This window comes from Pseudomonas sp. NBRC 111123, assembly GCF_001320205.1.
Lineage (GTDB): Bacteria > Pseudomonadota > Gammaproteobacteria > Pseudomonadales > Pseudomonadaceae > Aquipseudomonas > Aquipseudomonas putida_J.
Window position 1 is genome coordinate 1 of sequence record NZ_BCAZ01000027.1, and the last position, 24,560, is coordinate 24,560.

Annotated in this window: 22 protein-coding genes; 6 read left to right on the plus strand and 16 right to left on the minus strand. The window is 59.8% G+C overall.

The features are described 5' to 3' along the window. Positions 1-99 precede the first annotated feature (99 nt). The 7 genes from APH27_RS14960 to gloB form a co-directional block, all read right to left on the minus strand. Complete coding sequence (locus tag APH27_RS14960) at positions 100-1,698, minus strand: ABC transporter ATP-binding protein (protein WP_060485207.1); 1,599 nt, start codon at positions 1,696-1,698, stop codon at positions 100-102. Between the two features lies 1 nt (position 1,699). Then, on the minus strand, positions 1,700-2,719 hold the full coding sequence (locus APH27_RS14965; protein ID WP_027919079.1) for an ABC transporter permease: 1,020 nt from the start codon (positions 2,717-2,719) through the stop codon (positions 1,700-1,702). 1 nt (position 2,720) lies between these two features. Continuing rightward, positions 2,721-3,794 carry a microcin C ABC transporter permease YejB gene (locus APH27_RS14970; RefSeq protein ID WP_027919080.1) on the minus strand — a complete coding sequence of 358 codons (1,074 nt, stop codon included), beginning with the start codon at positions 3,792-3,794 and terminating at the stop codon, positions 2,721-2,723. A 1-nt stretch (position 3,795) separates the two neighbouring features. Next, positions 3,796-5,622, minus strand: coding sequence for an extracellular solute-binding protein (locus APH27_RS14975; RefSeq protein ID WP_027919081.1), 1,827 nt, complete (start codon positions 5,620-5,622; stop codon positions 3,796-3,798). Beyond that, on the minus strand, positions 5,619-7,391 hold the full coding sequence (locus tag APH27_RS14980; protein WP_060485208.1) for an extracellular solute-binding protein: 1,773 nt from the start codon (positions 7,389-7,391) through the stop codon (positions 5,619-5,621). Before APH27_RS14980 ends, APH27_RS14975 begins: the two co-directional genes overlap by 4 nt. Before the next feature lie 312 nt (positions 7,392-7,703). Further along, positions 7,704-9,128 (minus strand): lytic transglycosylase domain-containing protein, encoded by a 1,425-nt coding sequence (locus tag APH27_RS14985; RefSeq protein WP_027919083.1) that lies wholly within the window; start codon positions 9,126-9,128, stop codon positions 7,704-7,706. Positions 9,129-9,228: 100 nt separating this feature from the next. Continuing rightward, the gene (gene gloB / locus APH27_RS14990; RefSeq protein WP_060485209.1) at positions 9,229-10,008 is read right to left on the minus strand and encodes a hydroxyacylglutathione hydrolase; all 780 of its coding nucleotides are present in this window, start codon (positions 10,006-10,008) and stop codon (positions 9,229-9,231) included. Positions 10,009-10,093: 85 nt separating this feature from the next. Between gloB and APH27_RS14995 the strand changes: the two genes are divergently transcribed. The 3 genes from APH27_RS14995 (at position 10,094) to APH27_RS15005 (ending at position 12,074) form a co-directional block, all read left to right on the plus strand. Then, positions 10,094-10,867 carry a class I SAM-dependent methyltransferase gene (locus tag APH27_RS14995; RefSeq protein WP_027919085.1) on the plus strand — a complete coding sequence of 258 codons (774 nt, stop codon included), beginning with the start codon at positions 10,094-10,096 and terminating at the stop codon, positions 10,865-10,867. Between the two features lie 13 nt (positions 10,868-10,880). Continuing rightward, entirely contained in the window at positions 10,881-11,327 is a 447-nt protein-coding gene (gene rnhA, locus APH27_RS15000; protein ID WP_027919086.1) for a ribonuclease HI, read from the plus strand. Positions 11,328-11,588: 261 nt separating this feature from the next. Next, the gene (locus tag APH27_RS15005) at positions 11,589-12,074 is read left to right on the plus strand and encodes an AAA family ATPase (protein WP_082435150.1); all 486 of its coding nucleotides are present in this window, start codon (positions 11,589-11,591) and stop codon (positions 12,072-12,074) included. A 237-nt stretch (positions 12,075-12,311) separates the two neighbouring features. Here the strand turns inward: APH27_RS15005 and APH27_RS15010 are convergent, their stop codons facing one another. Beyond that, entirely contained in the window at positions 12,312-13,631 is a 1,320-nt protein-coding gene (locus APH27_RS15010) for a 2-hydroxycarboxylate transporter family protein (RefSeq protein WP_060485211.1), read from the minus strand. A 122-nt stretch (positions 13,632-13,753) separates the two neighbouring features. Between APH27_RS15010 and APH27_RS25960 the strand changes: the two genes are divergently transcribed. Beyond that, on the plus strand, positions 13,754-14,671 hold the full coding sequence (locus APH27_RS25960; protein WP_082435138.1) for a LysR substrate-binding domain-containing protein: 918 nt from the start codon (positions 13,754-13,756) through the stop codon (positions 14,669-14,671). A gap of 19 nt (positions 14,672-14,690) precedes the next feature. Here the strand turns inward: APH27_RS25960 and APH27_RS15020 are convergent, their stop codons facing one another. The 4 genes from APH27_RS15020 to APH27_RS15035 form a co-directional block, all read right to left on the minus strand. Further along, on the minus strand, positions 14,691-15,383 hold the full coding sequence (locus APH27_RS15020; RefSeq protein ID WP_060485213.1) for an RraA family protein: 693 nt from the start codon (positions 15,381-15,383) through the stop codon (positions 14,691-14,693). Positions 15,384-15,438: 55 nt separating this feature from the next. After that, positions 15,439-16,053 carry a 3-isopropylmalate dehydratase small subunit gene (gene leuD, locus APH27_RS15025; RefSeq protein ID WP_177331678.1) on the minus strand — a complete coding sequence of 205 codons (615 nt, stop codon included), beginning with the start codon at positions 16,051-16,053 and terminating at the stop codon, positions 15,439-15,441. After that, the gene (gene leuC, locus APH27_RS15030) at positions 16,050-17,471 is read right to left on the minus strand and encodes a 3-isopropylmalate dehydratase large subunit (RefSeq protein ID WP_060485254.1); all 1,422 of its coding nucleotides are present in this window, start codon (positions 17,469-17,471) and stop codon (positions 16,050-16,052) included. Before leuC ends, leuD begins: the two co-directional genes overlap by 4 nt. 143 nt (positions 17,472-17,614) lie before the next feature. Continuing rightward, positions 17,615-18,442 (minus strand): sulfite exporter TauE/SafE family protein, encoded by an 828-nt coding sequence (locus APH27_RS15035; RefSeq protein WP_371262713.1) that lies wholly within the window; start codon positions 18,440-18,442, stop codon positions 17,615-17,617. Positions 18,443-18,534: 92 nt separating this feature from the next. Between APH27_RS15035 and APH27_RS15040 the strand changes: the two genes are divergently transcribed. Further along, positions 18,535-18,819, plus strand: coding sequence for a hypothetical protein (locus tag APH27_RS15040; RefSeq protein WP_060485216.1), 285 nt, complete (start codon positions 18,535-18,537; stop codon positions 18,817-18,819). A 342-nt stretch (positions 18,820-19,161) separates the two neighbouring features. On the opposite strand, the gene APH27_RS15045 is transcribed toward APH27_RS15040, so the two are convergent. The 3 genes from APH27_RS15045 to APH27_RS15055 all read right to left on the minus strand — a co-directional run bounded on the left by APH27_RS15045 (position 19,162) and on the right by APH27_RS15055 (position 22,391). Beyond that, positions 19,162-20,508 (minus strand): OprD family outer membrane porin, encoded by a 1,347-nt coding sequence (locus tag APH27_RS15045; protein ID WP_060485217.1) that lies wholly within the window; start codon positions 20,506-20,508, stop codon positions 19,162-19,164. 227 nt (positions 20,509-20,735) lie between these two features. Next, entirely contained in the window at positions 20,736-21,539 is an 804-nt protein-coding gene (locus APH27_RS15050) for an alpha/beta fold hydrolase (protein WP_060485218.1), read from the minus strand. Positions 21,540-21,638: 99 nt separating this feature from the next. Further along, complete coding sequence (locus tag APH27_RS15055; RefSeq protein ID WP_177331680.1) at positions 21,639-22,391, minus strand: helix-turn-helix domain-containing protein; 753 nt, start codon at positions 22,389-22,391, stop codon at positions 21,639-21,641. Between the two features lie 549 nt (positions 22,392-22,940). Here APH27_RS15055 and APH27_RS15060 point away from each other — a divergent pair. Continuing rightward, positions 22,941-23,720: a helix-turn-helix domain-containing protein gene (locus APH27_RS15060; protein ID WP_256250589.1), complete on the plus strand. Its 780-nt coding sequence runs from the start codon at positions 22,941-22,943 to the stop codon at positions 23,718-23,720. A 3-nt stretch (positions 23,721-23,723) separates the two neighbouring features. Here the strand turns inward: APH27_RS15060 and APH27_RS15065 are convergent, their stop codons facing one another. Beyond that, a complete protein-coding gene (locus APH27_RS15065; protein ID WP_060485221.1) occupies positions 23,724-24,365 on the minus strand; it encodes an isochorismatase family protein in 642 nt (213 codons plus the stop codon). Between the last annotated feature and the right edge of the window lie 195 nt (positions 24,366-24,560).

Sequence of the window (24,560 nt, forward strand, 5' to 3'; positions counted from 1 at the left end):
GGGCGGCGCTCGATCTCAAAGGCGCTGCAAATCGTCCGACAGGCACTGGGTGGCCTTCATGCATTCTGAAGCAGGCCCCTCGTAGCCCTCATAAGGAAATCACTCCCCCAAGAATGCCGCCTCCAACAACTGCCGCGTATAAACATGCTGCGGCGCATGGAAGATCTCCCGCGCATCCCCTTGCTCCACCACATGCCCATGCTTGATCACCATCAACTGGTGGCTCAGCGCCTTGACCACCGCCAGGTCATGGCTGATGAACAGGTACGTCAGGTTGTACTTCTGCTGCAGGTTGCGCAGCAGTTCCACCACCTGCCGCTGCACCGTGCGGTCCAGCGCCGATGTCGGCTCATCCAGCAGAATCAGCGCCGGCTTCAACACCAGCGCCCGGGCAATGGCGATGCGCTGGCGCTGGCCACCGGAAAACTCATGCGGGTAGCGATGCCGAGTCCGCGGGTCCAATCCCACTTCTTCTAGGGCCGCAATGATCGCTGCCTCCTGTTCCTCAGGCGTACCGATCTTGTGAATCCGCAACCCCTCGCCAACGATATCCGCCACGCACATCCGCGGGCTCAGGCTGCCGAAAGGGTCCTGAAACACCACTTGCATCTCCCGACGCAGTGGCCGCACTGCTTTTTGGTTCAGCCCTTCCAGCTGCTGCCCGTGAAAGCGAATACCGCCCTGGCTGGAGATCAGGCGCAGAATCGCCAAACCCAGCGTCGACTTGCCTGACCCAGACTCGCCGACGATCCCCAGCGTCTGCCCCTGGGGCAGGCTGAAGTTGATCCCGTCCACCGCCTTTACGTGGTCAACCGTCTTGCGCAATAACCCCTTCTTGATCGGGAACCACACCTTCAGGTCAGTTACCTCCAGCAAGGGTGGCCCAACCGGGTTATGCGCAGGCAACCCGCTGGGCTCGGCATTGATCAGCATCTGCGTGTAGTGATGCTGCGGGGCACTGAACAGCGTGGCGCACTCGGCTTGTTCGACGATCTGCCCGCGTTGCATCACGCACACGCGATGGGCGATACGACGCACCAGGTTGAGGTCGTGGCTGATCAGCAGCAGTGCCATGCCTAGCCGCGCCTGCAGCTCTTTGAGCAGGTCAAGGATCTTCAACTGCACGGTCACATCGAGCGCCGTGGTCGGCTCGTCGGCAATCAGCAGCTCCGGCTCGTTGGCCAGGGCCATGGCGATCATCACCCGCTGGCGCTGGCCGCCGGACAGTTCATGGGGTAAAGCCTTCAGGCGTTTGCGCGGTTCGGGGATGCCGACCATTTCCAGCAGTTCCAGCGTTCGCGCCGTGGCTTGCTTGCCGGTCAGGCCTTTGTGCAGCAGAAGGATTTCGTTGATCTGTTTCTCGATGCAATGCAGCGGGTTCAGCGAGGTCATCGGCTCCTGGAAGATCATCGCGATGCGGTTGCCGCGAATGCGCTGCATGGCCTTCTCGTTCTGCTGCAGCAGGTCCTTGCCCTCATAGCGGATGCTGCCGCTGGGGTGGCGGGCCAGCGGGTAGGGCAGCAGGCGCAAAATCGAGTGCGCGGTAACTGACTTGCCTGAACCGCTTTCGCCGACCAGGGCCAGGGTTTCGCCCTTGCGGATGTCGAAGCTGATGCCGTCGACCACGCGGTTGACCTGCTCGCCGGTGACAAACTCCACGGCCAGGTCGCGCACTTCGATCAGGTTCTGTTCGCTCATTTCACTTCCTCGGGTCGAAGGCATCGCGGGCGGATTCGCCGATGAACACCAGCAGGCTCAGCATGATCGCCAGCACGGCGAAAGCGCTGATGCCCAGCCACGGGGCTTGCAGGTTGGACTTGCCTTGCGCCACCAGTTCACCCAGCGACGGAGCGCCGGGGGGCAGGCCGAAGCCGAGGAAGTCCAGCGCTGTCAGGGTGCCGATGGCGCCAGTGAGGATGAAAGGCATGAAGGTCATGGTCGAGATCATGGCGTTGGGCAGGATATGCCGGTACATGATCGCGCCGTTGCGCATGCCCAGGGCACGGGCAGCGCGCACGTATTCCAGGTTGCGCCCGCGCAGGAACTCGGCGCGCACCACGTCCACCAGGCTCATCCACGAGAACAGCAGCATGATGCCCAGCAGCCACCAGAAGTTGGGCTGCACGAAGCTGGCGAGGATGATCAGCAGGTAAAGCACCGGCAGGCCCGACCAGATTTCCAGAAAGCGCTGCCCGGCCAGGTCGACCCAGCCGCCGTAGAAACCCTGCAAGGCGCCGGCGATGACGCCGACGATGGAGCTCAATACGGTCAGGGTAATGGCGAACAGGACGGAGACGCGGAAGCCGTAGATCACCCGTGCCAGCACATCGCGGCCCTGGTCGTCGGTGCCCAGCCAGTTGTCCGTCGAGGGCGGCGCCGGGGCTGGCACGCGCAGGTCGTAGTTGATGCTCTGGTAGCTGAACGGGATTGGCGCCCAGACCACGAAGCTGTCTTTTTTCTCCAGCAGGTCACGGATGTACGGGCTCTTGTAGTTGGCCTCCAGCGGGAATTCGCCGCCGAAGGTGGTTTCCGGGTAGCGCTTGAACGCCGGGAAGTACCATGAGCCTTCGTAGCGCACGGCAATTGGTTTGTCGTTGGCGATCAGTTCGGCGCCCAGGCTCAGGCCGAACAGGATGAGGAACAGCCACAGCGACCACCAGCCTCGGCGGTTGGCCTTGAAGCGCTCGAAGCGTCGGCGGTTGAGGGGGGAGAGGGCCATGTCAGTGCTCCCGGCTGGCAAAGTCGATGCGTGGGTCGACCAGGGTGTAGGTCAGGTCGCCGATCAGTTTCACCACCAGCCCGAGCAGGGTGAAGATGAACAGGGTGCCGAAGACCACCGGGTAGTCGCGGTTGATTGCCGCTTCGAAGCTCATCAGGCCGAGGCCGTCGAGGCTGAAGATCACCTCGATCAGCAAGGAGCCGGTGAAGAAGATGCCGATGAACGCCGACGGGAAGCCGGCGATCACCAGCAGCATGGCGTTGCGGAACACATGCCCGTACAGCACCCGCGGCCGGCTCAGGCCCTTGGCCTTGGCGGTGACTACGTACTGCTTGTTGATCTCGTCGAGGAAGCTGTTCTTGGTCAGCAGGGTCATGGTGGCGAAGTTGCCGATCACCAGCGCGGTGATCGGCAACACCAGGTGCCAGAAGTAGTCCAGCACCTTGCCCGTGGTGGAGAGCTCGTCGAAGTTGTTGGAGGTCAGGCCGCGTAGCGGGAACCAGTCGAAGTAGCTGCCGCCGGCGAACAGCACGATCAGCAGGATGGCGAACAGGAACGCCGGGATGGCGTAGCCGACGATGATCGCCGAGCTGGTCCAGACGTCGAAGTGGCTGCCGTGTCGTACCGCTTTGGCGATCCCCAGCGGGATCGATACCAGGTACATGATCAGCGTGCTCCACAGCCCCAGCGAGATCGACACCGGCATCTTTTCGGCGATCAGGTCGATGACCTTGGCGTCGCGGAAGAAGCTGTCGCCGAAGTCCAGCGTGGCGTAGTTCTTGATCATGATCCAAAGGCGTTCGGGCGCCGACTTGTCGAAGCCGTACATGTGCTCGATCTCGGCGATCAAGGCCGGGTCCAGGCCTTGGGCACCGCGGTAGTTGGAGCCAGCCACCGAGACCTCGGCGCCGCCGCCGGCGATGCGGCTGGTGGCGCCCTCGAAGCCTTCGAGCTTGGCGATCATCTGTTCCACCGGGCCGCCGGGGGCGGCCTGGACGATGATGAAGTTGATGATCAGAATGCCGAACAGGGTCGGGATGATCAGCAGCAGGCGGCGCAGGATATAGGCCAGCATGTCAGTTGGCCTCGTCCGTTGGGGCTTCGGTGACCGCTGGGGTCACGTCGGGCTTGATCCACCAGGTGTCGATGCCGACGTCGTACTTCGGCGATACCTTGGGGTGGCCGATGTGGTTCCAGTAGGCCACGCGCCAGGTCTTGATGTGCCAGTTGGGGATCACGTAGTAGCCCCACAGCAGCACGCGGTCCAGCGCCCGGCAATGGTCGATCAGGCTCTGGCGAGAGTCGGCGTTGATCAGCGCTTCCACCAGTTGGTCGATAGCCGGGTCGCGCAGGCCGATGAAGTTGCGGCTGCCGGGGTTGTCGGCCGCGCTGCTGCTCCAGTACTCGCGTTGCTCGTTGCCCGGGGAGTTGGACTGCGGGAAGCCGCTGACGATCATGTCGTAGTCACGCGAGCGCAGGCGGGTGATGTACTGCGAGACGTCGACACGGCGGATGTTCAGGTCGATGCCCAGGTCGGCAAGGTTGCGCTTGAACGGCAGCAGGATGCGTTCGAACTCGGTCTGCGCCAGCAGGAACTCGATCACCACCGGCTTGCCCTGGGCGTCGACCATCTTGTCGTCGACGATCTTCCAGCCGGCTTCCTGCAGCAGCTTGTAGGCCTTGCGCTGTTGCTCGCGGATCATGCCGCTGGCATCGCTGACCGGGTTGTGGAAGGCCTCGTTGAAGGCCTGATCGGGAATCTTGCCGCGCAGCGGTTCGAGGATCTTCAGTTCATTGGCGCCGGGCAGGCCATGGGCGGCCATTTCCGAGTTCTCGAAGTAGCTGCCGGTGCGGGTGTAGGCGCCATTGAACAGCTGCTTGTTGGTCCATTCGTAGTCCAGCAACTGGCTCAGCGCCTCGCGCACGCGCACGTCCTGGAACAGCGGGCGGCGGATGTTGAAGACGAAGCCCTGCATCCCGGTCGGGTTGCCGTTGGGCAGCTCTTCCTTGATCAGGCGGCCTTCACGCACGGCCGGCACGTTGTAGGCAGTGGCCCAGTTCTTCGCGCTGACCTCCAGCGCGTAGTCGAAGGCGCCAGCTTTCAAAGCTTCCAGGGCGACGGCGGTGTCGCGATAGGAATCGAAGGTCATGGCATCGAAATTGTAGAAGCCGCGGTTGATCGGCAGGTCCTTGGCCCAGTAGTCCTTGACCCGCTCGTAGCGGATGGTGCGGCCGGCCTTGACCTCGGCAACCTTGTACGGGCCGCTGCCTAGCGGGATTTCCAGGTTGCCGCGGTTGAACTCGCGGTTTTCGTACCAGTGCTTGGGCAGTACCGGCAGTTGGCCAAGAATCAGCGGCAGCTCGCGGTTGTTCTTGTGCTTGAACTTGAACAGTACCCGCAGCGGGTCTTCGGCGACCACCTCGGCAACGTCGCCGTAGTACTGGCGGTACAGCGGTGCGCCGTCCTTGATCAGGGCATTGAAGGTGAACACCACGTCGTCGGCGCGCATCGGGTGGCCGTCGTGGAAGCGCGCTTCGGGGCGCAGGTAGAAACGCACCCAGCTGTTGTCCGGGGCCTTCTCGATCTTGCCGGCGACCAAGCCGTACTCGGTGAACGGCTCATCCTGGCTCTGGCGCATCAGGGTGTCGTAGATGATGTTGAGGTTGTCGGCCGACACGCCCTTGTTGATGAACGGGTTGAGGCTGTCGAAACCACCGAAGCTGGACTGGCGGAAGGTGCCGCCCTTGGGCGCGTCGGGGTTCACATAGTCGAAGTGCTTGAAGTCGGCCGGGTATTTCGGCGGCTCGTCGTACAAGGTCAGCGCGTGCTGCGGCGCGGCCAGCGCGGGCAGGCTCAGGCAGGCGAACAGCAGGCTGCAGGCCAGGCGATGCGTCGGCGTCATTTGGCTTTCTCCGAAGGCTTTATCCACCAGGTATTCAGCCCGAGGGTGTAGGGCGGCGTGGTGACGAAGGCGAACCGGTTGCGGTAGGCCAGGCGGTGATTGTCGAGGTACCAGTTGGGGATCATGTAGTACTGCCATGAGAGCACGCGGTCCAGGGCGCGGGCGGCGGCGACCTGGTCGTCGCGGGTGCGCGCGGCCAGCAGGGTGTCGAGCAGGTGGTCGACTACCGGGTCCTTGACCCCAGCATAGTTCTTGCTGCCCTTGGTCGCGGCCTGGCTGGAATGGAAGTACAGCCATTGCTCGAGGCCCGGGCTCAAGGTCTGGTTCAGGGTCATCAGGATCATGTCGAAGTCGAACTGGTCCAGGCGCTGTTTGTACTGGGCACGGTCCACGGTGCGCAAGCGCGCGTCGATGCCGATGCTGGCCAGGTTTTCGACATAAGGTTGCAGGATGCGTTCGAGGCTTGGGTTCACCAGCAGCAGTTCCATGCGCATCGGCTGGCCCTTGGCGTTGACCAGGCGCTGGCCGTCGAGCTTCCAGCCAGCCTGGTTGAGCAGGCCCAGGGCTTGGCGCAGGGTCTGGCGGCCAATGCCGCGCCCATCGGTGTGGCTGACCTGGTAGGGCTGGGTGAACAGCTTGTCGGGCAGCTGGTCGCGCCATGGTGCCAGCAGCAGCCATTCCTTGCCGGTAGGCACGCCACTGGCGGCGAACTCGCTGTTGGGGTAGTAGCTTGTCGCACGGCGGTAGGCGCTGCTGAAAAGCGCGCGGTTGGTCCACTCGAAGTCGAGCATCAGGCCCAGCGCCTGGCGAACCCTGGGGTCGCTGAAAGTCGCCCGGCGGCTGTTCATGAACAGACCTTGGGTCTGGGTTGGGATGCGGTGTGGGATCTGTGCCTTGATCACCTCGCCACGGCGCACGGCCGGGAAGTTGTAACCGTTGGCCCAGTTTTTCGCCTGGTGCTCGATATAGATGTCGAATTCGCCAGCCTTGAACGCTTCGAAGGCCACGGTGGCATCGCGATAGAACTCGAATTCGACGCGGTTGAAGTTGTACTTGCCGCGGTTCACCGCCAGGTCCTTGCCCCAGTAGTTCTTCACCCGCTCGAAAACCAGGCGCCGGCCGGGCTCCACCTGCGTGATGCGATACGGCCCGCTGCCCAGCGGCGGTTCGAAGGTGGTGGCCTCGAAGTCGCGCTTTTGCCAGTAGTGCTTGGGCAATACTGGCATTTCACCCAGGCGCAGGATCAGCAGCGGGTTGCCGGCACGCTTGAAGACGAAGCGGATACGCAGCGGGCCGAGGATGTCGACGCGCTGCACTTCCTGCAGGTTGGTGCGGTAGATCGGGTGGCCTTGCTTGAGCAGGGTACGGTACGAGAACGCCACGTCGGCGGCGGTGATGGGCGTGCCGTCATGCCAGCGCGCCTCCGGGCGCAGGTTGAACACCACCCAACTGCGGTCTTCGCTGTACTCCACCGAGCGGGCGATCAGGCCGTAGCTGGAGGTGGGCTCGTCACCGGAGGGGTCGTACTGACCGGTGCCGACCATCAGCGTTTCGTTCAGCTCGCTGACGCCATATTGCAGGAAGTTTGGCGTGGTGACCGGGCTGGTGCCCTTGAAGGTGTACGGGTTGAGCGTGTCGAAGGTGCCGAATGCCATGGCCCGCAAGGTACCGCCCTTGGGCGCTTGCGGGTTGACCCAGTCGAAGTGGGTGAATGTGGCTGGGTACTTGAGCGTGCCGAACTGCGCGTATCCGTGGCTTTCGCTCACCATCGCGACGGCGGGGAAGCTCAAGGCCAGGCTGAGTGACAGCAGGAGGGGACGTATCAAGTCGGCATCCGATCCAGAGGCGTTGGGCTTTGGTCGGGGTACAGTAACAGCTTGTCGGGTATGGAAAAAGAGAGAGTCAGCAGGCTATGAAATGCTTGATCTTGTAGGAGCAGCCTTGCGTCGCGAAAGGGCTGCGAAGCGGCCCCAACAATCTGTGCGACGCTGCTGAATTCTGGGGCCGCTTCGCAGCCCTTTCCGACCGGTCCGGCGCCCCGGCAAGGCCGCTCCCACAAAGGCCGTGGGGCGAGGCTGATATCAGTGGGAGAGGTAGACGGTCAGGGTCTGGCCTGGCTTGAGCGCATGCCCGCTGCGTGGGTTCCAGCGCTTGAGGTGCTGCATTTCGACATTGAAACGTTTGGCTACAAGATACAGAGAATCACCCTTGCGCACCTTGTACTGGGTGGAACGCTGGCCGGAGGCCGCTACGCGGTTGCCCGCAGCGCTCGGTGCGTTGCCACCGCGCAGCGCCAGGACCTGGCCGGCCTTGACGCGGTTGCCCGGCAGCTTGTTCCAGCGCTGGATGTCCTTGACCGCAACACGGTTTGCCTTGGCGATACTGCTCAGGCTGTCGCCACGCTTGACCCTGTAGCTGCGCGCTGCCGGCCCCTTGGCTTCAGCCACGGCGGCGGCGAACACGGCCTTGTTCGGCTGCAGGCTGACCAACTGCTCAGGCTTGAGGTTGGACAGGCTGTCGCTGAGCAGTTGCGCCTTGGCGGTGGGCACCAGCAGCTGCTTGGGGCCATCCACGGTCATGCGCTTCTTGAAGGCCGGGTTGAGCTGAATCAGTTCGTCTTCGTCTATGTTGGCGAAGGCGGCGACCCGCGACAGGTCGAGGCGGTCGTTGATGGCCACCGCTTCGAAGTACGGCTCGTTGGCGATCGGGTTGAGGTTCACGCCATAGGCTTCGGGCGTGGAGACCACCTGCGACAGGGCCAGCAGCTTGGGCACGTAGTCACGGGTTTCCTGCGGCAGCGGCAGGTTCCAGTAATCGGTGGGCAGGCCGAGTTTCTCGTTGCGCTCGATGGCCCGGCTGACGGTGCCTTCGCCGGCATTGTAGGCAGCCAGGGCCAGCAGCCAGTCGCCGTTGAACATGTCGTGCAGGCGGGTCAGGTAGTCCAGCGCGGCGTTGGTCGACGCGGTGATGTCGCGGCGGCCGTCGTAAAAGTTGGTCTGGCGCAGGTTGAAGTGACGCCCCGTTGCCGGCATGAACTGCCACATGCCCGCAGCGCTGGCACGCGAGTACGCCATCGGGTTATAGGCGCTTTCGATGGCCGGCAGAAGGGCCAGCTCCAGTGGCATGTCGCGCTCTTCAAGACGCTCGACAATGTAGTGCAGGTAAAGGCTGCCGCGTTCGCCAGCGCTTTCGATGAACGTCGGGTTGCTGGCGAACCACAGGCGTTGCTGCTCGATGCGCGGGTTGACGTCGATGTTGTCCTGCAGGGCGAAGCCCTGGCGCATGCGCTCCCACACATCCTGCGGCGGTTCGGCAGGCTTGACCGCCAGCGGCGAGGGCTTGTGCTTGATCCGTGCCTGGTAGCTGTGCGCGCGAACGCTATCGGCTTCGTCGAGCTGACGGGTGCTCTGGCAGCCCACCAGGGTGGCGGCCAGCGCCAGCGCACTGATTTGGGCCAGACGCGTCAGGGCGACTGAATGAGCGGTTCTGCGGCTACGGGAAGACATCGGCTGACACAGGTATCCGGGCGAAAAATTTCGGCGATTCTAGAAACCGCTCCCGCCTGGGTCAACCGTTGACATCCCGCTGCGATATATCTTGAGGTTATCAGAAGGCGTCCTTCCAAGACCTCAAAGCAGCAAAAACAGTGACCTGCGAGTCGTTTGGATGTCCCTTCCATTCGTCTGCTTTTTGTTTAACTAATGTTTCAGCGGTACGCAGGAAAGGGTTGGTCAGGCGCTCGAGACCGATGGTTGATGGCAATGTGATGCGATTTTCGGCGCGCAAACGACTAACGTCTTCGAACCGCTGCTGAACGTGCAGGTTGGTGGGCTCCACGGCCTTGGCGAAACGCAGGTTGCTCAAGGTGTATTCATGGGTGCAGTAGACTTCGGTCTGCTCCGGCAGCGCGGCCAGGCGGGCGAGGGCAGGCTGCATCTGCTGCGGCGTGCCTTCGAACATGCGCCCGCAACCGGCGGCGAACAGGGTGTCGCCACAGAACAGCAACGGTGTTGCTGGCTGATCGCTGTAATAGGCAATGTGCCCGAGCGTGTGGCCCGGCACGGCGAGCACCTGGAAGTTCACGCCCAGCACGCTGACCGGGTCGCCTTCGTCCAGCGCCAGGTCGCGGGCCGGGATCTGCTCCCGGGCCGGGCCACAAACGCGGGCACCGGTCTTCTGTTTGAGGCGTTCGACCCCGCCGACATGGTCATGGTGGTGGTGAGTCACCATGATGGTGTCCAGTACCCAGCCGGGGTTGGCGGCCAACCAGGCCTCCACCGGGCCGGCATCCCCGGGGTCGACCACCGCGCAGCGGCGTTTGGCAGTATCCTGTAACAACCAGATGTAGTTGTCGGAGAAAGCGGGAAGAGCGTCGATCTGTATCATGGTGCGGATCCGTATCGCCAGGCGTGGCACATGAGGCCATCTTAGCCGCGATGGCGCGGTGCGAGAACCTTCGAGGGAGAGCGCAATGACTGACCAAGCCTTTGCTCAGGCCGACCCGGAATGGGTCGAACTGATCAGCCTGGCCCGTGAGTGGTTCAACGGCCCACTCGGCCAGCTGATGTTGAAGGAGGAGGAAAAACTGCTGGAAGAAGAGCTCGGGCGCTTCTTCGGTGGCTACCTCGTGCACTATGGGCCCTGTGCCGAGGCACCGCCCAGCGCGCCCCAGGTGCAGCGTAACGTGCGCCTTGGCGCACCGCTGCCGGGGGTGGAGATCGTCTGCGAGGAGCAGGCCTGGCCGTTGAGCGAGCATGCCGCCGACGTGGTGGTGCTGCAGCATGGCCTGGACTTCAGCCTGTCGCCCCATGGCCTGCTGCGTGAGGCGGCCAGCGCGGTGCGCCCGGGCGGGCACCTGCTGATCGTCGGTATCAACCCCTGGAGCGGCTGGGGCATGCGCCATTTCTTCAGCCATGGCGCCCTGCGCAAGGCGCGCTGCATCTCGCCGTCGCGGGTGGGCGACTGGCTCAACCTGCTGGGCTTCGCGCTGGAGAAACGCCGCTTCGGGTGCTATCGTCCGCCGCTCACTTCGCCGGCCTGGCAGCAACGCCTGGCAGGCTGGGAACGGATGGCGGGAGGCTGGCAGAGCGCCGGCGGCGGGGTCTACCTGCTGGTGGCGCGCAAGATGGTGGTCGGCCTGCGGCCGTTGCGCCAGGTGCGTCGCGAGCCGATGGGCAAGCTGCTGCCGTTGCCGTTGGCCAAGGTCAACCGCAACGCTGCCAATCCGGATGCCGAAAAGCACTGAACATGAGTGGTACATGAGCGATAGCGTCGAGATGTATACCGATGGCGCCTGCAAGGGCAACCCTGGCCCAGGTGGCTGGGGCGTCCTGCTGGTCTTCAAGGGCGTCGAGAAGGAACTGTGGGGCGGCGAACGCGAAACCACCAACAACCGCATGGAGCTGATGGCGGCGATCCAGGGGCTGATGGCGCTCAAGCGTGAATGCGAGGTGGTGCTCACCACTGACTCGCAGTACGTGATGAAGGGCATCAACGAGTGGATGGTCAACTGGAAGAAACGCGGTTGGAAGACAGCCGCCAAGGAGCCGGTGAAGAACGCCGACCTGTGGCAGTTGCTCGACGAGCAGGTCAACCGCCACAAGGTCACCTGGAAGTGGGTGCGTGGGCATATCGGCCACCCCGGTAACGAACGTGCCGACCAGTTGGCCAACCGCGGCGTCGAGGAAGTGCGCGCCAAGCGCTGAGCTGCGCTACAATCGCCGCCTTAGTAACTGATGCAAGTTGGAGCGCCCCGCGTGGAGCAGCAGCAAGATAAACGCCTGGTCATGCGCTTCTGTATTTAGGGGAGGTGTGTAAACGTAACCCTCCACGCCGTCTAGGCTTATGCGGCCAATCGCCATCATGCGGTCGGACAACGGTTAGGCAGTTATTCCATCGCCTAAACCTTATAGATTTTCACTAAGCACGGGCCACCTAAGTGCCCCGGCATGCTGGGATGCCCCGCCATGATCGAGTCGATTAGTCTGTCCAACATCGCCACCTATAGCGCTGTCAAACCTGAAGTGATCAACCTCAAGCCGGTCAACTTCATTTATGGGGCGAATGGAGCTGGCAAGACCACAATCAGCCGGCTCATTTATAAGCCAGGCATCTCAGGAGACTCCAGCATCACTTGGCTCCGAAATACGCCAGTGCCAGCGATGATCTACAACAATGACTTCATTACCGCCAACTTCACAGATTCCAAAGAATTTCAGGGAGTATTTACATTAGGCAAGGCCGAGAAGGATCAGCTTGATCGACTCAAAGACCTCAAGGATGAAAGAAAGCGTCACGAGCAATTGAAGGCCAAGTCAATCATGTCTCTTGATGGTGAAAATGGAAAGCCAGGAAAGAATGCAGAACTAGCCTCTTTGGAAATTAAGCTGGTAGGCCGATGCTGGGAGCAGAAAGTAAAGCATGCGCTGATGCACACACTGTCGCTCGCGTGAGGTGGGACGACTCTGCGCCAAGCTTGATCCATCATTGAGGAATTGGACTGTCGGATGACCCCTGCTCGACCAAGCCTTGCAGGCGTGCCAGTTGGCTGACTAGCAGCGAATGATTCACCCTAGACTCAAAGCAGCAAAAATGCTCCCATCTTTCTCCCCCCCGAGTGCGTGGCAAAGGGGGAAGCTGGAGGGGAGCGAAGACGTATTCGAGAACTTAGCGAACCCGGGCGCTCTCGATCAGTGCCAGAACCCCAGGAGGATCGTAGCGCCGATGACGGTCGCAGCCCCACCGATACGGGTCGAAATCTGTGCAAAAGGCATCAGGGACATTCGGTTGCAAGCAGAAAGGATTGCAACATCACCTGTACCACCCAGACCACTGTGGCAGCTCGTCACGATGGCTGACTCGATGGGATACATTTTCAGCAGGTTGCCTACCAGGAAACCAGCCAGTGCCATCGATATAACTACCGAGACACAGACCATCACATAGCCAAACGAAAACACACTTGCAACGCTCTCCAGTGGCACATAGAGCATTCCTAGGCCAATCATGGTTGGCCAGATGAACGCCGTTGAAACCAGTTTGTAGAATTTCTTGCTACCTTTTTCCAAGCGATCTGGCAAAACTCGCAGATATTTAAACAGTACCGCAACCACGATCATCATGACTGGGCCTGGAATATGCACTAGCTTTTCCAATAGACCACCCAGGACAAAAAACGAGCAGATTAGGAGAACGCCAGCGCCCATGTAACGAAAGTCTATTTCTTTGTCGTCCTCTTCTTCTACCTTGAACTTGTCGTTTTCGTCTTTGGCTCGAATGAGCATACCTTCGCCACTGAGGTGCGGTTTGCGAACAGCCAGTCTAGCGAGTACGCCTGCGCAGATAATTGCAGCAATGTTGCCTACGACTGCGGCTGGAACGAGCTGCGCGACAAACTGTTCAGGAGCGCCACCCAATATGTGCGCATAGGCGAGCGAAAGCGGCAAAATGCCTTCACCAATACCGCCGCCGATAATCGGGACGATGATGTAAAAAAGTGTGTGGTGAACGGTGTAGCCGAAGCAAACGCCAACAACAATGCCTGCCAAGATTGCGGCGGCAGTGCCTGCTATCAAGGGGATGAACATTCGAATCATACCTTGGACAAGGATTGTACGGTTCATGCCCAAGATACTGCCAACCACAAGGCTGGCAATTACAAAGTACAGGAAATTGGCATCTTTCATCAGCATCTTTGTGGCATCAATGGTGGTGCTGCCGAAGAAGCCGTGAAATACAAGAATGGAGGGGAGCAAAAGGCAGAGAATTGCTCCACCCCCGATATCCCTTAGGATGGGTAGACGCTGGCCAATCTGTCCGAGGAGGATGCCAAGTGTCATGATCACGGCTAAGCCGCCGATCATTGTTTTCGGCAAAAATCCGAAGTGTGCTGACATGAAGACAATCAGCGAAATCCCGAGAAAATACGGAAAGGGTATGACGCCAATTTCGTATTGTAAGAGAGCGCTGAGTCGGCTTTTTTTGGTCGAGGCAAGGGTAACGGTGGTCATGCGCAGGTCCTCAATTATTTTTGTGTGAGGAGAATTAATTTCCGCCCGGTTCACGGTTTTCCTAGGCTTCGTACATGCTATCCTTTCCCGAACGGTAGAAAAATACGAGTTCTATGAACGCTATGAACACGATTCATGAAGAAGCCCCTCTTCCAGAGGACCTTCGGGTCTTCCTTACGGTAATCCGCAAAGCCAGCTTTGGCGGTGCAGCAGCTGAGCTTCAGCAGTCCCCAGCGTATGTAAGTAAGCGAATCAGGATCTTAGAGGAGACTCTTGGAACAAAACTCATTCACAGATCAACCCGGCGTATTGCACTGACGGAAAGTGGTTTGCGTGCGGAACAATGGGCCACCAGAATCCTCAATGACATTGATGATTTCATGGGCGACCTCAGCCAGGTGCGCAAGGCTCCTCGCGGCCTCCTTCATATTTGCAGCAGTTTCGGTTTTGGACGTAATTACGTAGCCCCGGCGATTGCCGATCTGGCAGTTGAGTATCCGGACCTCGAAGTACGCATGGATGTATTTGATCGTGTTGTAGACATTGTTGCAGAAGGTTTCGATCTTGAGATACGTGTTGGAGATGACATTCCAGGCCAGCACATCAGTCGGCAGCTGGTCGCTAATCGTCGGGTCATCTGTGCTACGCCTGAGTATCTAGAAAAGCGTGGCGTGCCTAAGACTATCGAGGATTTGGCCAGCCATGACTGCTTGGTTCTTAAAGAGCGAAATAATAACTTTGGTGTATGGCAGCTGCGAAATGGCCAAAAGGATGTAGCCGTTCGTGTGAGCGGTCAGTTGTCATCAAATAATGGGGAGATCGTCTTGCAGTGGGCTTTGAAAAATCGCGGACTTTTATTGCGCTCGATGTGGGATGTGAAGCCACTACTGGAGCAAGGTCGTTTGGTGCAGGTGCTTCACGATTACAGTCAAAGCGCAAATGTTTGGGCTGTTTACCCCACCAGGTTAGCTGAATCAGGAAAGCTGAGAGCGTGTGTTGAGTTTTTACAGGCATGGTTCAGTCGACTCAGGGCTGAATGAACCATGCTTGCGGTTCTGTTTAAATAGGGCAACCCTTACCACGAAGTATGTCGTCAAACCTGGACGGATCGAGTTCACCGGATGCCACTGCTTTTAGGATGTCGGCCTCTCTGTCCAGCAGTTCCGTGCAACGGGCGTGTACTTTGGCTAGTTCGTCGGTCCGTACTGCAACGACACCGTCTGCGTCACCGACGATAAGATCACCAGGATTTACCAACATACCTGCGCAAGCGATTGGAACATTAATTTCGCCGCCTCCATCGGTACTAGGTCCTCGATGAACATAACCGAGCGCATAGACCGGTAGCTCTCCATCCAGCCACTCTTCTCGGTCCCGGATGGCGCCGTTGATGACGACACCTGAGATCCCCGCCTTGATAGCCATTGCGCGCATGATGCCGCCGATGACAGCTCTGCTCAGGTCCGCGCTACCATCGATGACCAACACATCGCCAGGGCGCGCCATCTGTATGGCCTTAAGCACGAGTAGGTTATCACCAGGACGGACCCGTACCGTTAACGCGGTGCCGCAAAGATGGCGCAGACCATGATAGGGCTTTAACCCGAGGCCACCAGTGTTACGACCGAGGCAATCGCTAACAATCGCTGATGGCATCCCTTGAAATACTTCGTGCCAATCCTTCAGCGATGGCGCACATGGGTTAATCAAGTAGCCTGCGGGCCAGTCACCATGACTTGTCACATTCAACATTGCAGTAGCTCCTAAGCGGGAAACTAAAGCTCCCGCTCTTCAGACTGACGACTTATCACGCCAGCCAAGGGTTGCTCTCAAGGTGGCGGGATTCGAACTCTCGAATCTGATCCTGACGTTGCAAAGTCGTACCGATAGCATCGAGACCCAATATCAGCGCTTCTTTACGCAATGAATCGATATTGAAGGGAATGGCTCGACCGCCCACCAACAGAATATGTTGGGCCTCAAGGTCAACCGCGATGCAGGCGCTCCTGCTTTGACTCACAAGCTGGCCAATTTCTTTGAGTTCTGCTGGCGAGAGCTGAATGGTCAGTACTCCATTACGCTGGCAGTTATCATAAAAAATGCCTGCGAAAGTAGTACCGATCAGGGCACGGACACCAAGCTGCTTCAAACCCCAAACGGCATGTTCACGGCTTGAGCCACATCCAAAGTTTGGCCCGACCACCAAGAATTTGGCGTTATTCCACGGATCTTGGTTAAGAACAAAGTCAGGGTTCGGAGTGCCATCAGGGAGAAAGCGCAGATCGAAGAACACCCCCCGGTCCAAACCGCTACGGTCGATTCCCTTCAGAAACTGCTTAGGCATGATTACGTCGGTATCGACGTTGGCTGCCAGCATTGGGGCCGCGAAGCCCTCAACATATTTGAAAGGTTCCATGCTCAAGCCTCCAACGCCAAAGAACGTACATCAACCAAGTGACCGGTGACTGCGGCTGCGGCAACCATTGCAGGGGACATCAGGTGGGTGCGGGCCCCAGCACCTTGGCGGCCTTCAAAGTTACGGTTTGTACTGGAAGCACAACGATCCCCCGGACTCAATACGTCATCGTTCATTGCCAAGCACATGGAGCAGCCGGATTGACGCCATTCGAAACCAGCATCACGGAAGATCTGTGCCAGCCCTTCAGTTTCGGCCTGGTCACGTACCAAGGTGGAGCCTGGGACGATCATCGCACGCACACCATCCGCGACCTTACGGCCCTTAACGACCCGCGCGGCATCGCGCAAATCCTCAATCCGGGCGTTCGTGCACGAGCCGATGAAGGCGTGACTGATTTGAATGCCTTCAAGAGCAGTTCCTGGTTGCAAATCCATGTAGCGCAGTGCGCGCTGTAAGTCCTGACGGAGGATGAGGTCAGGCTCTTGCATTGGATCCGGGACGAGGCCGGTGATGGCGCCAGCTTGATCGGGGCTGGTGCCCCAAGTGACCATCGGTTGAAGATCCGCGACATGCATCCGGACTTCTTTATCAAACGTGGCCTCTGGATCTGTAGAAAGTGTTTTCCACTTTTCGACTGCAGCGTTCCACTGGGCCCCTTTGGGTGCGCGTGGCTTGTCTTCGAGGTAGGCGAAAACTTTTTCATCAGGAGCCATGAAGGCGCCCCGCGCACCGGCCTCAACTGCCATATTGCAGATGGTCATCCGCGCTTCAACACTCAAAGCGGTGATAGCCGGCCCGGTGAACTCAATGGCATATCCGGTGGCACCGGCAGCGCCGATCTGGCGGATGAGTTCCATGATGATGTCTTTGGATACCAACCCGGGTCCTGGGGCCCCCTCTACTGTCACACGCATCGTTTTGAGGCGCTTGTACACGAGGGTTTGAGTAGCCAGGAGATGTTCGATCTCTGACGTGCCAATGCCAAACCCGAATGCACCAAGCGCACCGTAGGTAGTGGTATGACTATCACCGGCAGCGACAACCATGCCAGGCAGGATGAAGCCTTGTTCGGGAGCGACAACGTGCTCAATGCCTTGGCGCTTGTCCAATACGTCGAACAGTTCGATGCCGAAATCGCGGCAGTTCTGCTCAAAGTAATTGACCTGAAGAGCGCCTCCAGCGTCCGGCATTTCCGAAATACGTTCTGGCGCTGTCGGGTTTACGTGGTCTACGACACACAATGTTGCTGACGGTCTCCAGACCTTGCGACCGGCTTCACGCAGACCGCTGAAAGCCTGAGGGCTGGTGTACTCATTGGCGACTTGGCGATCAATGTAAAGGAGCACATGGCCCTGATCGTCCAGCTCACAAACGGTATGGGAGTCGATATGCTTCTGATAAAGCGTTCTTGGGATGTTCATCGCAAGTACGTACCCTTTGTTATTGTTCAGGCCCGAAGGCATCACGGCCACTGCAAACCAGTGTCAACAACAGGATATCGATACCAGATCATGCATCAACTAGCGCTCAGTGGAGTGTGGATTCACACTTCGTGAAGTGACCGCTAATGACGAAGGATGAGTAGCGCAGAACAGCCCAGCAAAAATAGAGAGAACAGACCGCACAGTACTCTCTCTGGCGCGCGATACGCCCACTTCACGCCCCAGCTGACACTCAAGACGCCGCCCAACGCCATAGCTAATCCCATCGGCCAATCCACATGGCCCCCGAGCCCGTATGTGACGAGGGTAATCATCGAGCTAGGCAGAGCAAGAGAGAGGGCCATCCCTTGCGCGGCAACCTGGGTAAACCCAAACACGCTGGTCAAGACGGGTACTGCGACAACCGAAGCGCCGACTCCAAAAAATCCGCCCAGAGCACCACAGGCTCCGCCTAATGCTCCCAGACGAGGTGAGGTGGAAGGTGTAAGGGCTTTTGAAACCGCAACCAGGCGGGCCCGGGCTAAATTCAAGCCTGCTAGGAAAATCATCAGAATTGCAAAGCCTAGCTGAATGACCTGGGGACTCATACTGGTCGCTATCTTCGCCCCTAGTCCGGCACACACTAGACCAGCCCCAGCGAGCGGTAAAACCAGTGACAGATTTAAGGGCGTGCGCTGTTGGTATCGCAAAAAGGCGAGAATGAGATTTGGCGCCATCATGACCAGAGCAGTGCCTTGGGCAAGCGTCTGGGTTTGATCAAAAAGGATGGTCATTATTGGGATAGCTATCAGCCCACCACCAATCCCAAAAAAACCTCCCAAGGCTCCCATGGCAACACCAAATACAAGATCAATCAGTAGCGAGAGCACATTGAGTTCCCATGGGCTAGACAGTATTCCATAAAAAATACTCCCCACGAATTGTCTGCTCAACAGCGGATGGTGAATCACCAATGTACATTTCGTGAACGGTAGAACAAGGAATGCGGCTGGTTCGGTGACGGCCTGCGAATCTCAGTTGCTGTCCAAACTGGGCCTGCCACGTGACCACGCCCGCGCTGCTCGACTGCGATGGCCAGGAGGTACCCGAAGGCATTATCGATGCCGTCACCAACAGCCTGGCGGCCATCCATGACTTGGAGCACCGTCCCAATTCTCGGCTTGGTAGCGCCTACTTCGTCAAACCCAAGATGCATGGATTTGACGAAGTGGCTTTGACCAACCAGTTGCTGGGCCGCGTCGAAGCGATGCTGGCTATCTCGGCCAACATCCTGAACATGAGCATAATGGACGAAGCCCGGCGCACCAGGCTCAACCCCAAGGTCTGAATTGCCCAACCCACCGAGCGTCTGATGTTCATTAACACCGGCTTCCTCGACTGCATCGGCTACGGAATGCGCACCCCTATGAGAGCCGGGCGTACACTGCGCACTACCGACAAGAAGTCCGGAAGCTGCCTCGATCGGCAAAGCAATGTGTGCCATTCAGTCCTGATGTGCGAAATGCTCTAACAGCAAGGCTCAATCATCTAACAGGCGCGGGCGTCGGAACATCGCTGCTGCTGGAACTCCCGTTGGGTGACGCGCCGGAGGCGATTCGCAGAACGCCGGCGATCCTCTGTACGTGCTTCGGACGCCGTTGCAAAGCGCGGTTAACGAAGCACTTATATGTCAGAAAATCGGAATTTCGTATTTGACCATCAACTTATATTCATCTTGGGCTCGCAGCCCCGTTTGGTTTGTACGGTACATTGACTGGCTAATGGTCGCGCCTAGACCTTTCAATGGCCCGTCTTGCAGCGTGTAGCTGATGAACGTTATGCGCTCGAACTCCTTGCGCTCATAGTCATTGGCCTTGATGTTGTCGCCGCGGGTATAGTGCATACCGGCCATCAGACCTGGAATGCCCTGGGCAGCGAAATTGTAGTAGTAGCGGGCCTGCCAGGCATGTTCGCCGGCGGCGCCGAAGCGGCCGAGCATGCCATCGGTGATGAGGTACACCCCACTGCCGGCGCCAAGGTTGATCGACGGGAAGTAGCTTTCGCCCTCACTCTGCTGGTAACCCAGGCTGATCGCATGCCCACCGACGCTGTAGGTGAACAGGCCGCTGTATAGGTCATTGTCGACCTTGCCGCGGGTCTTTCCGTCGCCGTAGAAGCCGCTGGAGCTATAGTTGGCGTCGCCTTTGCCATTGGCGCCGTCGGGGCGGCTGTGGAAGTAGCGAAGGTCGGCCTTGAGCTTGCCCGGGCCTATGTCCCAGGTCTTGATCGCGCCGAGAAAGTGCTGTTTGTAGAAGTCTTCCAGGTTGCCGTAGTAGTACTGCAGGGTCAGCGACTTGCCCAATTGGTAGTCGCCCCCGACATATCGGAATTTGTTGCTGTCGCCGAGTGCGCCGCTGACCTTCATGCTGTCGTAGCTGCTCGAGCCCCGGTCCTTGACCTTCTCGATCTGGCCGCCGATCAGTTTGAGGTTGTCGATGTCGGTCGAGGTGATCTGGGTGCCCTCAAACAGTTGGGGAAGCAAGCGGCCATCGATCAGGGTAAGCACCGGCATGTTCGGCTCGATCACGCCGTAGCGCAGCTCCGTCTTGGATATGCGCATCTTCACTGCCGGGCTTAGGCTGCCGAACTCGTTCACCGAGCTGCCATCGCTGTTGCGCGGGAACATGTTGGTCGGTTGTCGGCTGTCGGCATTGGCGCTGAAGTCAGTGCCCGGCCCGGTGGCCGAAGCGCGACCGCCACCATCCAGACGGATACCCCACTGGGCGATGGCATCGAGGCCGAAGCCAACGGTGCCCTGAGTGAAGCCGGAGCTGTAATTGAGCTGGAAGCCCTGGCCCCATTCCTCCAGCTTGGACACGCCTTGCCCCTCGCGGTAGTCATCGTTGTAGTAGGTGTTGCGCAAGGTCACCGAGGCCTTGCTGTCTTCGAGAAAGCCTGCGGCACTCGCACTGCCTGACGCCAGCAATGCAAGGTTGCAGCCCAGGATTGCACACGGCAACGGAGAGAGTTTCGACATTTGTAGCTCCAAAACGGCCTGGTCAGGCCCTGTTGTTATTGAATGAATTGGCAGGCGCACAATGCAGAATGTTGGCGTGACCGGGGGTACAGAGCTGGTGGGGGAGTTCTGTCATTTAATCGTCCCGCCCGGCCACGCAGGCAACATCGCACAGGGCCGGGGGGGCGTAGAGTTTGTCGTCGCGGGTTCTTCGTCAGGCGGAACGCTCTGTTCGCCTGGTAGGGAATTCATGGATCGACGCGCTTGAGGAAACTTTGCAACGCCGCCAGGGTGCCGTCGGGGTCGATGTCGGGTTCAAAGTTGGCGCCCAGGGTGACCGCGCATTCGATGTCAGGTCGCCAGTCGGCGGTGCGCCGGAAATAAGGCCAAAGCACATCGTCCGGGGCGCAGGTGGCGAGCATCGGGCAAGCAATGCTCATGAACATCTCGCACAGGTCCTGGTCCCACACGGCGTTGTAGGCTTGGGTCCGGCCTTGCCACGCGCGCAGGTGGTCGAGCACTTCGCGCTGGTGCAGTTCCAGCGAATTACCGACCCCCATTCGCGCCAGGTAATCCCAGGTCAGTTGCAGGTGGCTGCCGTCGGCGCGAGGGGCGTTGAAGGGCGTGGAATAGTGCTGGCGAAAGATTTCGCGTTCTTCTGCAGTAAGGATGGCCGGGCCCATCAGTGTCAGGCTGGCCACTCGCCGAGGCTGCTGCGCAGCCATCTGCACGCCGACGCAGGCCCCGGTGTGGTGTCCAACTAGGTGAAAACGCTGGATGCCCAGGCTGTCCAAAGCCTGCAGGAAAACCGCGACGTAGTATCCCAGATTGGTAACTTCGGGTGGATCGAACGAATTCCCGAACCCCGGGGTGTCGAGAGCGAAGGTGGCATGCTCCGGCGCCAGGCCCCTCATCAATGCTTCAAACATCCGCGATGAGCTGGCCGACTTGTGCAGGAACACTACCGGCAAGCGCTGGCTGTGGGGGATGGCGGTATGGCGGTAGTGGATTTGGCCGTGATCTGTATCGGTATAGCCATTTCTGACAGGCATCGGGGTCGCCCTCGGCTGGTGTGCATGGATGACACTAGGGTCATGCCATGCGCACCGCCGGGACTCCAAACCGGCAGGTGTGGTCTGTTCGCCAGGCGGTCAGTGCACCAACCCTTGCATCGCACTCTCGATCAGCGCGGCGGTGTCGCGCAGTGGGGTAGCGAAGCGGCGCACCGCGTCGGCAAGGTTCATCGCCGAGCTGATGTAGCTGATCGAGAGTTGCGCGACCCGGTGGCCGTCCTGGCTCAGTGGCACGGAAATGGCCGAAGTCTTGCCGGGGTTGGCGGTGCACATGGTGCGATCATAGGTGGCGAAGCCGAACTCGCGGATCCGCTCGGGATAACGCCCCTCCTGAAACGCCTTGAGCGCCGGGTGGCGATTGCCTTTCTGTTCCAAGCCGCGCAACAGGCAGTCGCGGGTCGGCGTGTCGACGAAGGCCAGGTAGGCGTGGCCGGCCGCGCATTCGAGCAGGGGAATGCGATAGCCGGGATGGTAATTGTTGAAGGCGGTCGAGACGGTGCCGTAGGTGGAATCCTGGATTTCCACCGAACCGCCGGCCTGGCAGGAAATGATGAAGGGCCAGTTGAAGCGTTCGGTGAGCTCCAACAGGTAGGGCTTGGCGATCTGCCGCAGGCTGCCGTGGTCCTCGTAGCTGGCCGACAGGGTGCGGGTCAGTTCGGTGGGCTGATAGCGCTTGCGCGAGGTTTCGCACTCGATCATGCCTTCGTGGACCAGGGTCTGCACGATGCGGCTGGTGGTCGGATATGGCAACTGGGACAGGCGCGAGATCTCCATCATCGACAGCTGACCGTACTGGTTGATCAACTGCAGTACATGGAGGCTGCGGCTCACTGCTCTGATAGGCACTTCTTCTTTGAGGCTTTCCATCATGATCACATCGCTGGCTGCAAGGTCGGAAAGGCTCGCCTACTGGCGAATCCTGCTTTAGAAATTAGCAAGCTCCATGCCGGGTTATGAGAGCCGCCAAACCCGGGAATTGGCCTGTAAAAAGGCCTTTGGAGAGGGCGACGAAGCTTCGGTCTGAGGCTCTAGCGAATCGCTGTTACCGGGCGTAACGTCGTTGCGCCAGAATGTGGCAATTGCCGCTGCTCATGGCGATGGCTCTGGAGTGGCCTCGTCCGCTGTGTGGGGAGGGTGCGGTGACGTTTTCCTTCGGCCAGGATGTTGCCTTGGGCCCCGTTTTGGGGCTCGCAGCGCCGCACGAAAAGTGCAGCACCGAGGGTTTATCCGCCTGGTGAACAAACGCCACAATGCCGTCTGCCGCTCATCGTGGCCAGCAGCATGATTGCGGCTTCTGGCGTAGTTTCAATACAGGGCCATGATCCGGCAAGAGCGATTCGCGTTCGCGACGGTTTCTCTTACCAATGCGCTGAGGTAACGATGGAAAAAGGTGTCCCGATCAGAACGGTGAGCCGAAGCCTCCAGGTTCTGAAGCTGATGAACCGCAACGATTCGATGAGCCTGATGGAAATCTCCAAGGCCATCCATCTGCCGTATCCGACTACCTTCCGTATCGTCCAGACGCTGATCCATGAAGGCTTCATGGAGTGCGAAAGCACGCGCAAGCGCTACCGCGTGACCCGCCAGGTGCAGAGCCTGTCGTCGGGCTATAACGAGCGCGGCAACCTGATCAAGGTGGCGCGCCCGTTCATCGTCGAGCTGACCCTGCGCTTCGGCTGGCCGGTCACTGTATCGACCGGGGTCGGCGAGGCGGTGATCATCCGCGACTCGACCTACGCCATGTCGTCGCTGGCGCTGAACCACTACTACCCGGGCTATACCTTCCCATTGCTCGAATGCGCGGCGGGACTGGTGCATGTGGCCTGGCTGGGCGAGGCGGAGCGTGGCGAGTTGCTCGACCATCTGCAGGAAGAGGCCTGGGACAGCGAAATGCTCGCGCGCTGCCGCGATGCCGACTGGGCGGCGGGGATCCGCAGCCAGGGCTTCGTCTCCCACCAGCGCAGCCAATGCACCGCCAACCCCGGGCGCACCTCCTCGCTGTCGGCGCCGATCCTGCTGGAGGGCTTCGAGCAGGGCCAGCTGACCCTGAGCTATTTAGCCGATGACCTCAGCGTCGAGCAGGCCATACAGACCTGTGCCGGGCCGTTGCAGGATTGTGCCTGGGACATCGCCCAGGCACTCGGCGATGCCCGCGCATGAGCCTCAGCCCGCTAGCGCGTCGAGGTGGGCGATGGCCTGCGCCTCGCTGATCACATCGGCATACTTGGCCTGCAGGTCGAACAGATTGCTATCATGCGGCGCTGCGCTGCGATCACCGCAGGCATCGCTGACCACGAACGGGGTAAACCCGTGCTGTAGGGCATCGAGGGCCGTGGCGCGCACGCAGCCCGAGGTGGAAAAACCGGTGATCAGCAGGCTGTCGATACCCATGCTGTTCAGGGTTGCCACCAGCGAGGTGCCGAAGAAGCTGGAGGCGTACTGCTTGATCACCACCACCTCTTGCGGCTCTGGTTGCAGGCTGGGCGGGAACTTGCCCAGCTCCGAGCCTTCGAGGAAGCAGGCCAGCGCCGGCACCTTTCGAAAGAACAGCCCGCCATCCAGCCCGTGCGCGCCGTAGCGCACGCCGGTGAAGATCACCGGAATGCCACGGGCACGTGCCGCCGCCACCAGTCGTTCGTTGCTCCTGAGTGCCACCTCGAAAGGTGGCGCATACAGCGGGCTGCCTTCCACAAGATAGGCCTGGACCACATCGACCACCAGCAGCGCAGGTGTCTTGCCGATGGGCAGGGAGGCGCCGAATCCGGCGCGCTGGTAATCGGCATGCAGTGGTTGCGAGCTGTCCATGAATTTTTCCTGCTTCGAGTAAGGGAACCTACGTTGTGCAGCCTGCGCGGCCAATCGGCAATCCGTGCCGCGGATTTGTCCGGCAGATGGATAAAGCGCGCGCTTTGCGGGGCAAATAACCGCGCTACGGATAACCGCAAAGGTTGTGCTGACGGGGTGGGCCGATGGCTCTGCATGATGATCCCGAACTGATTT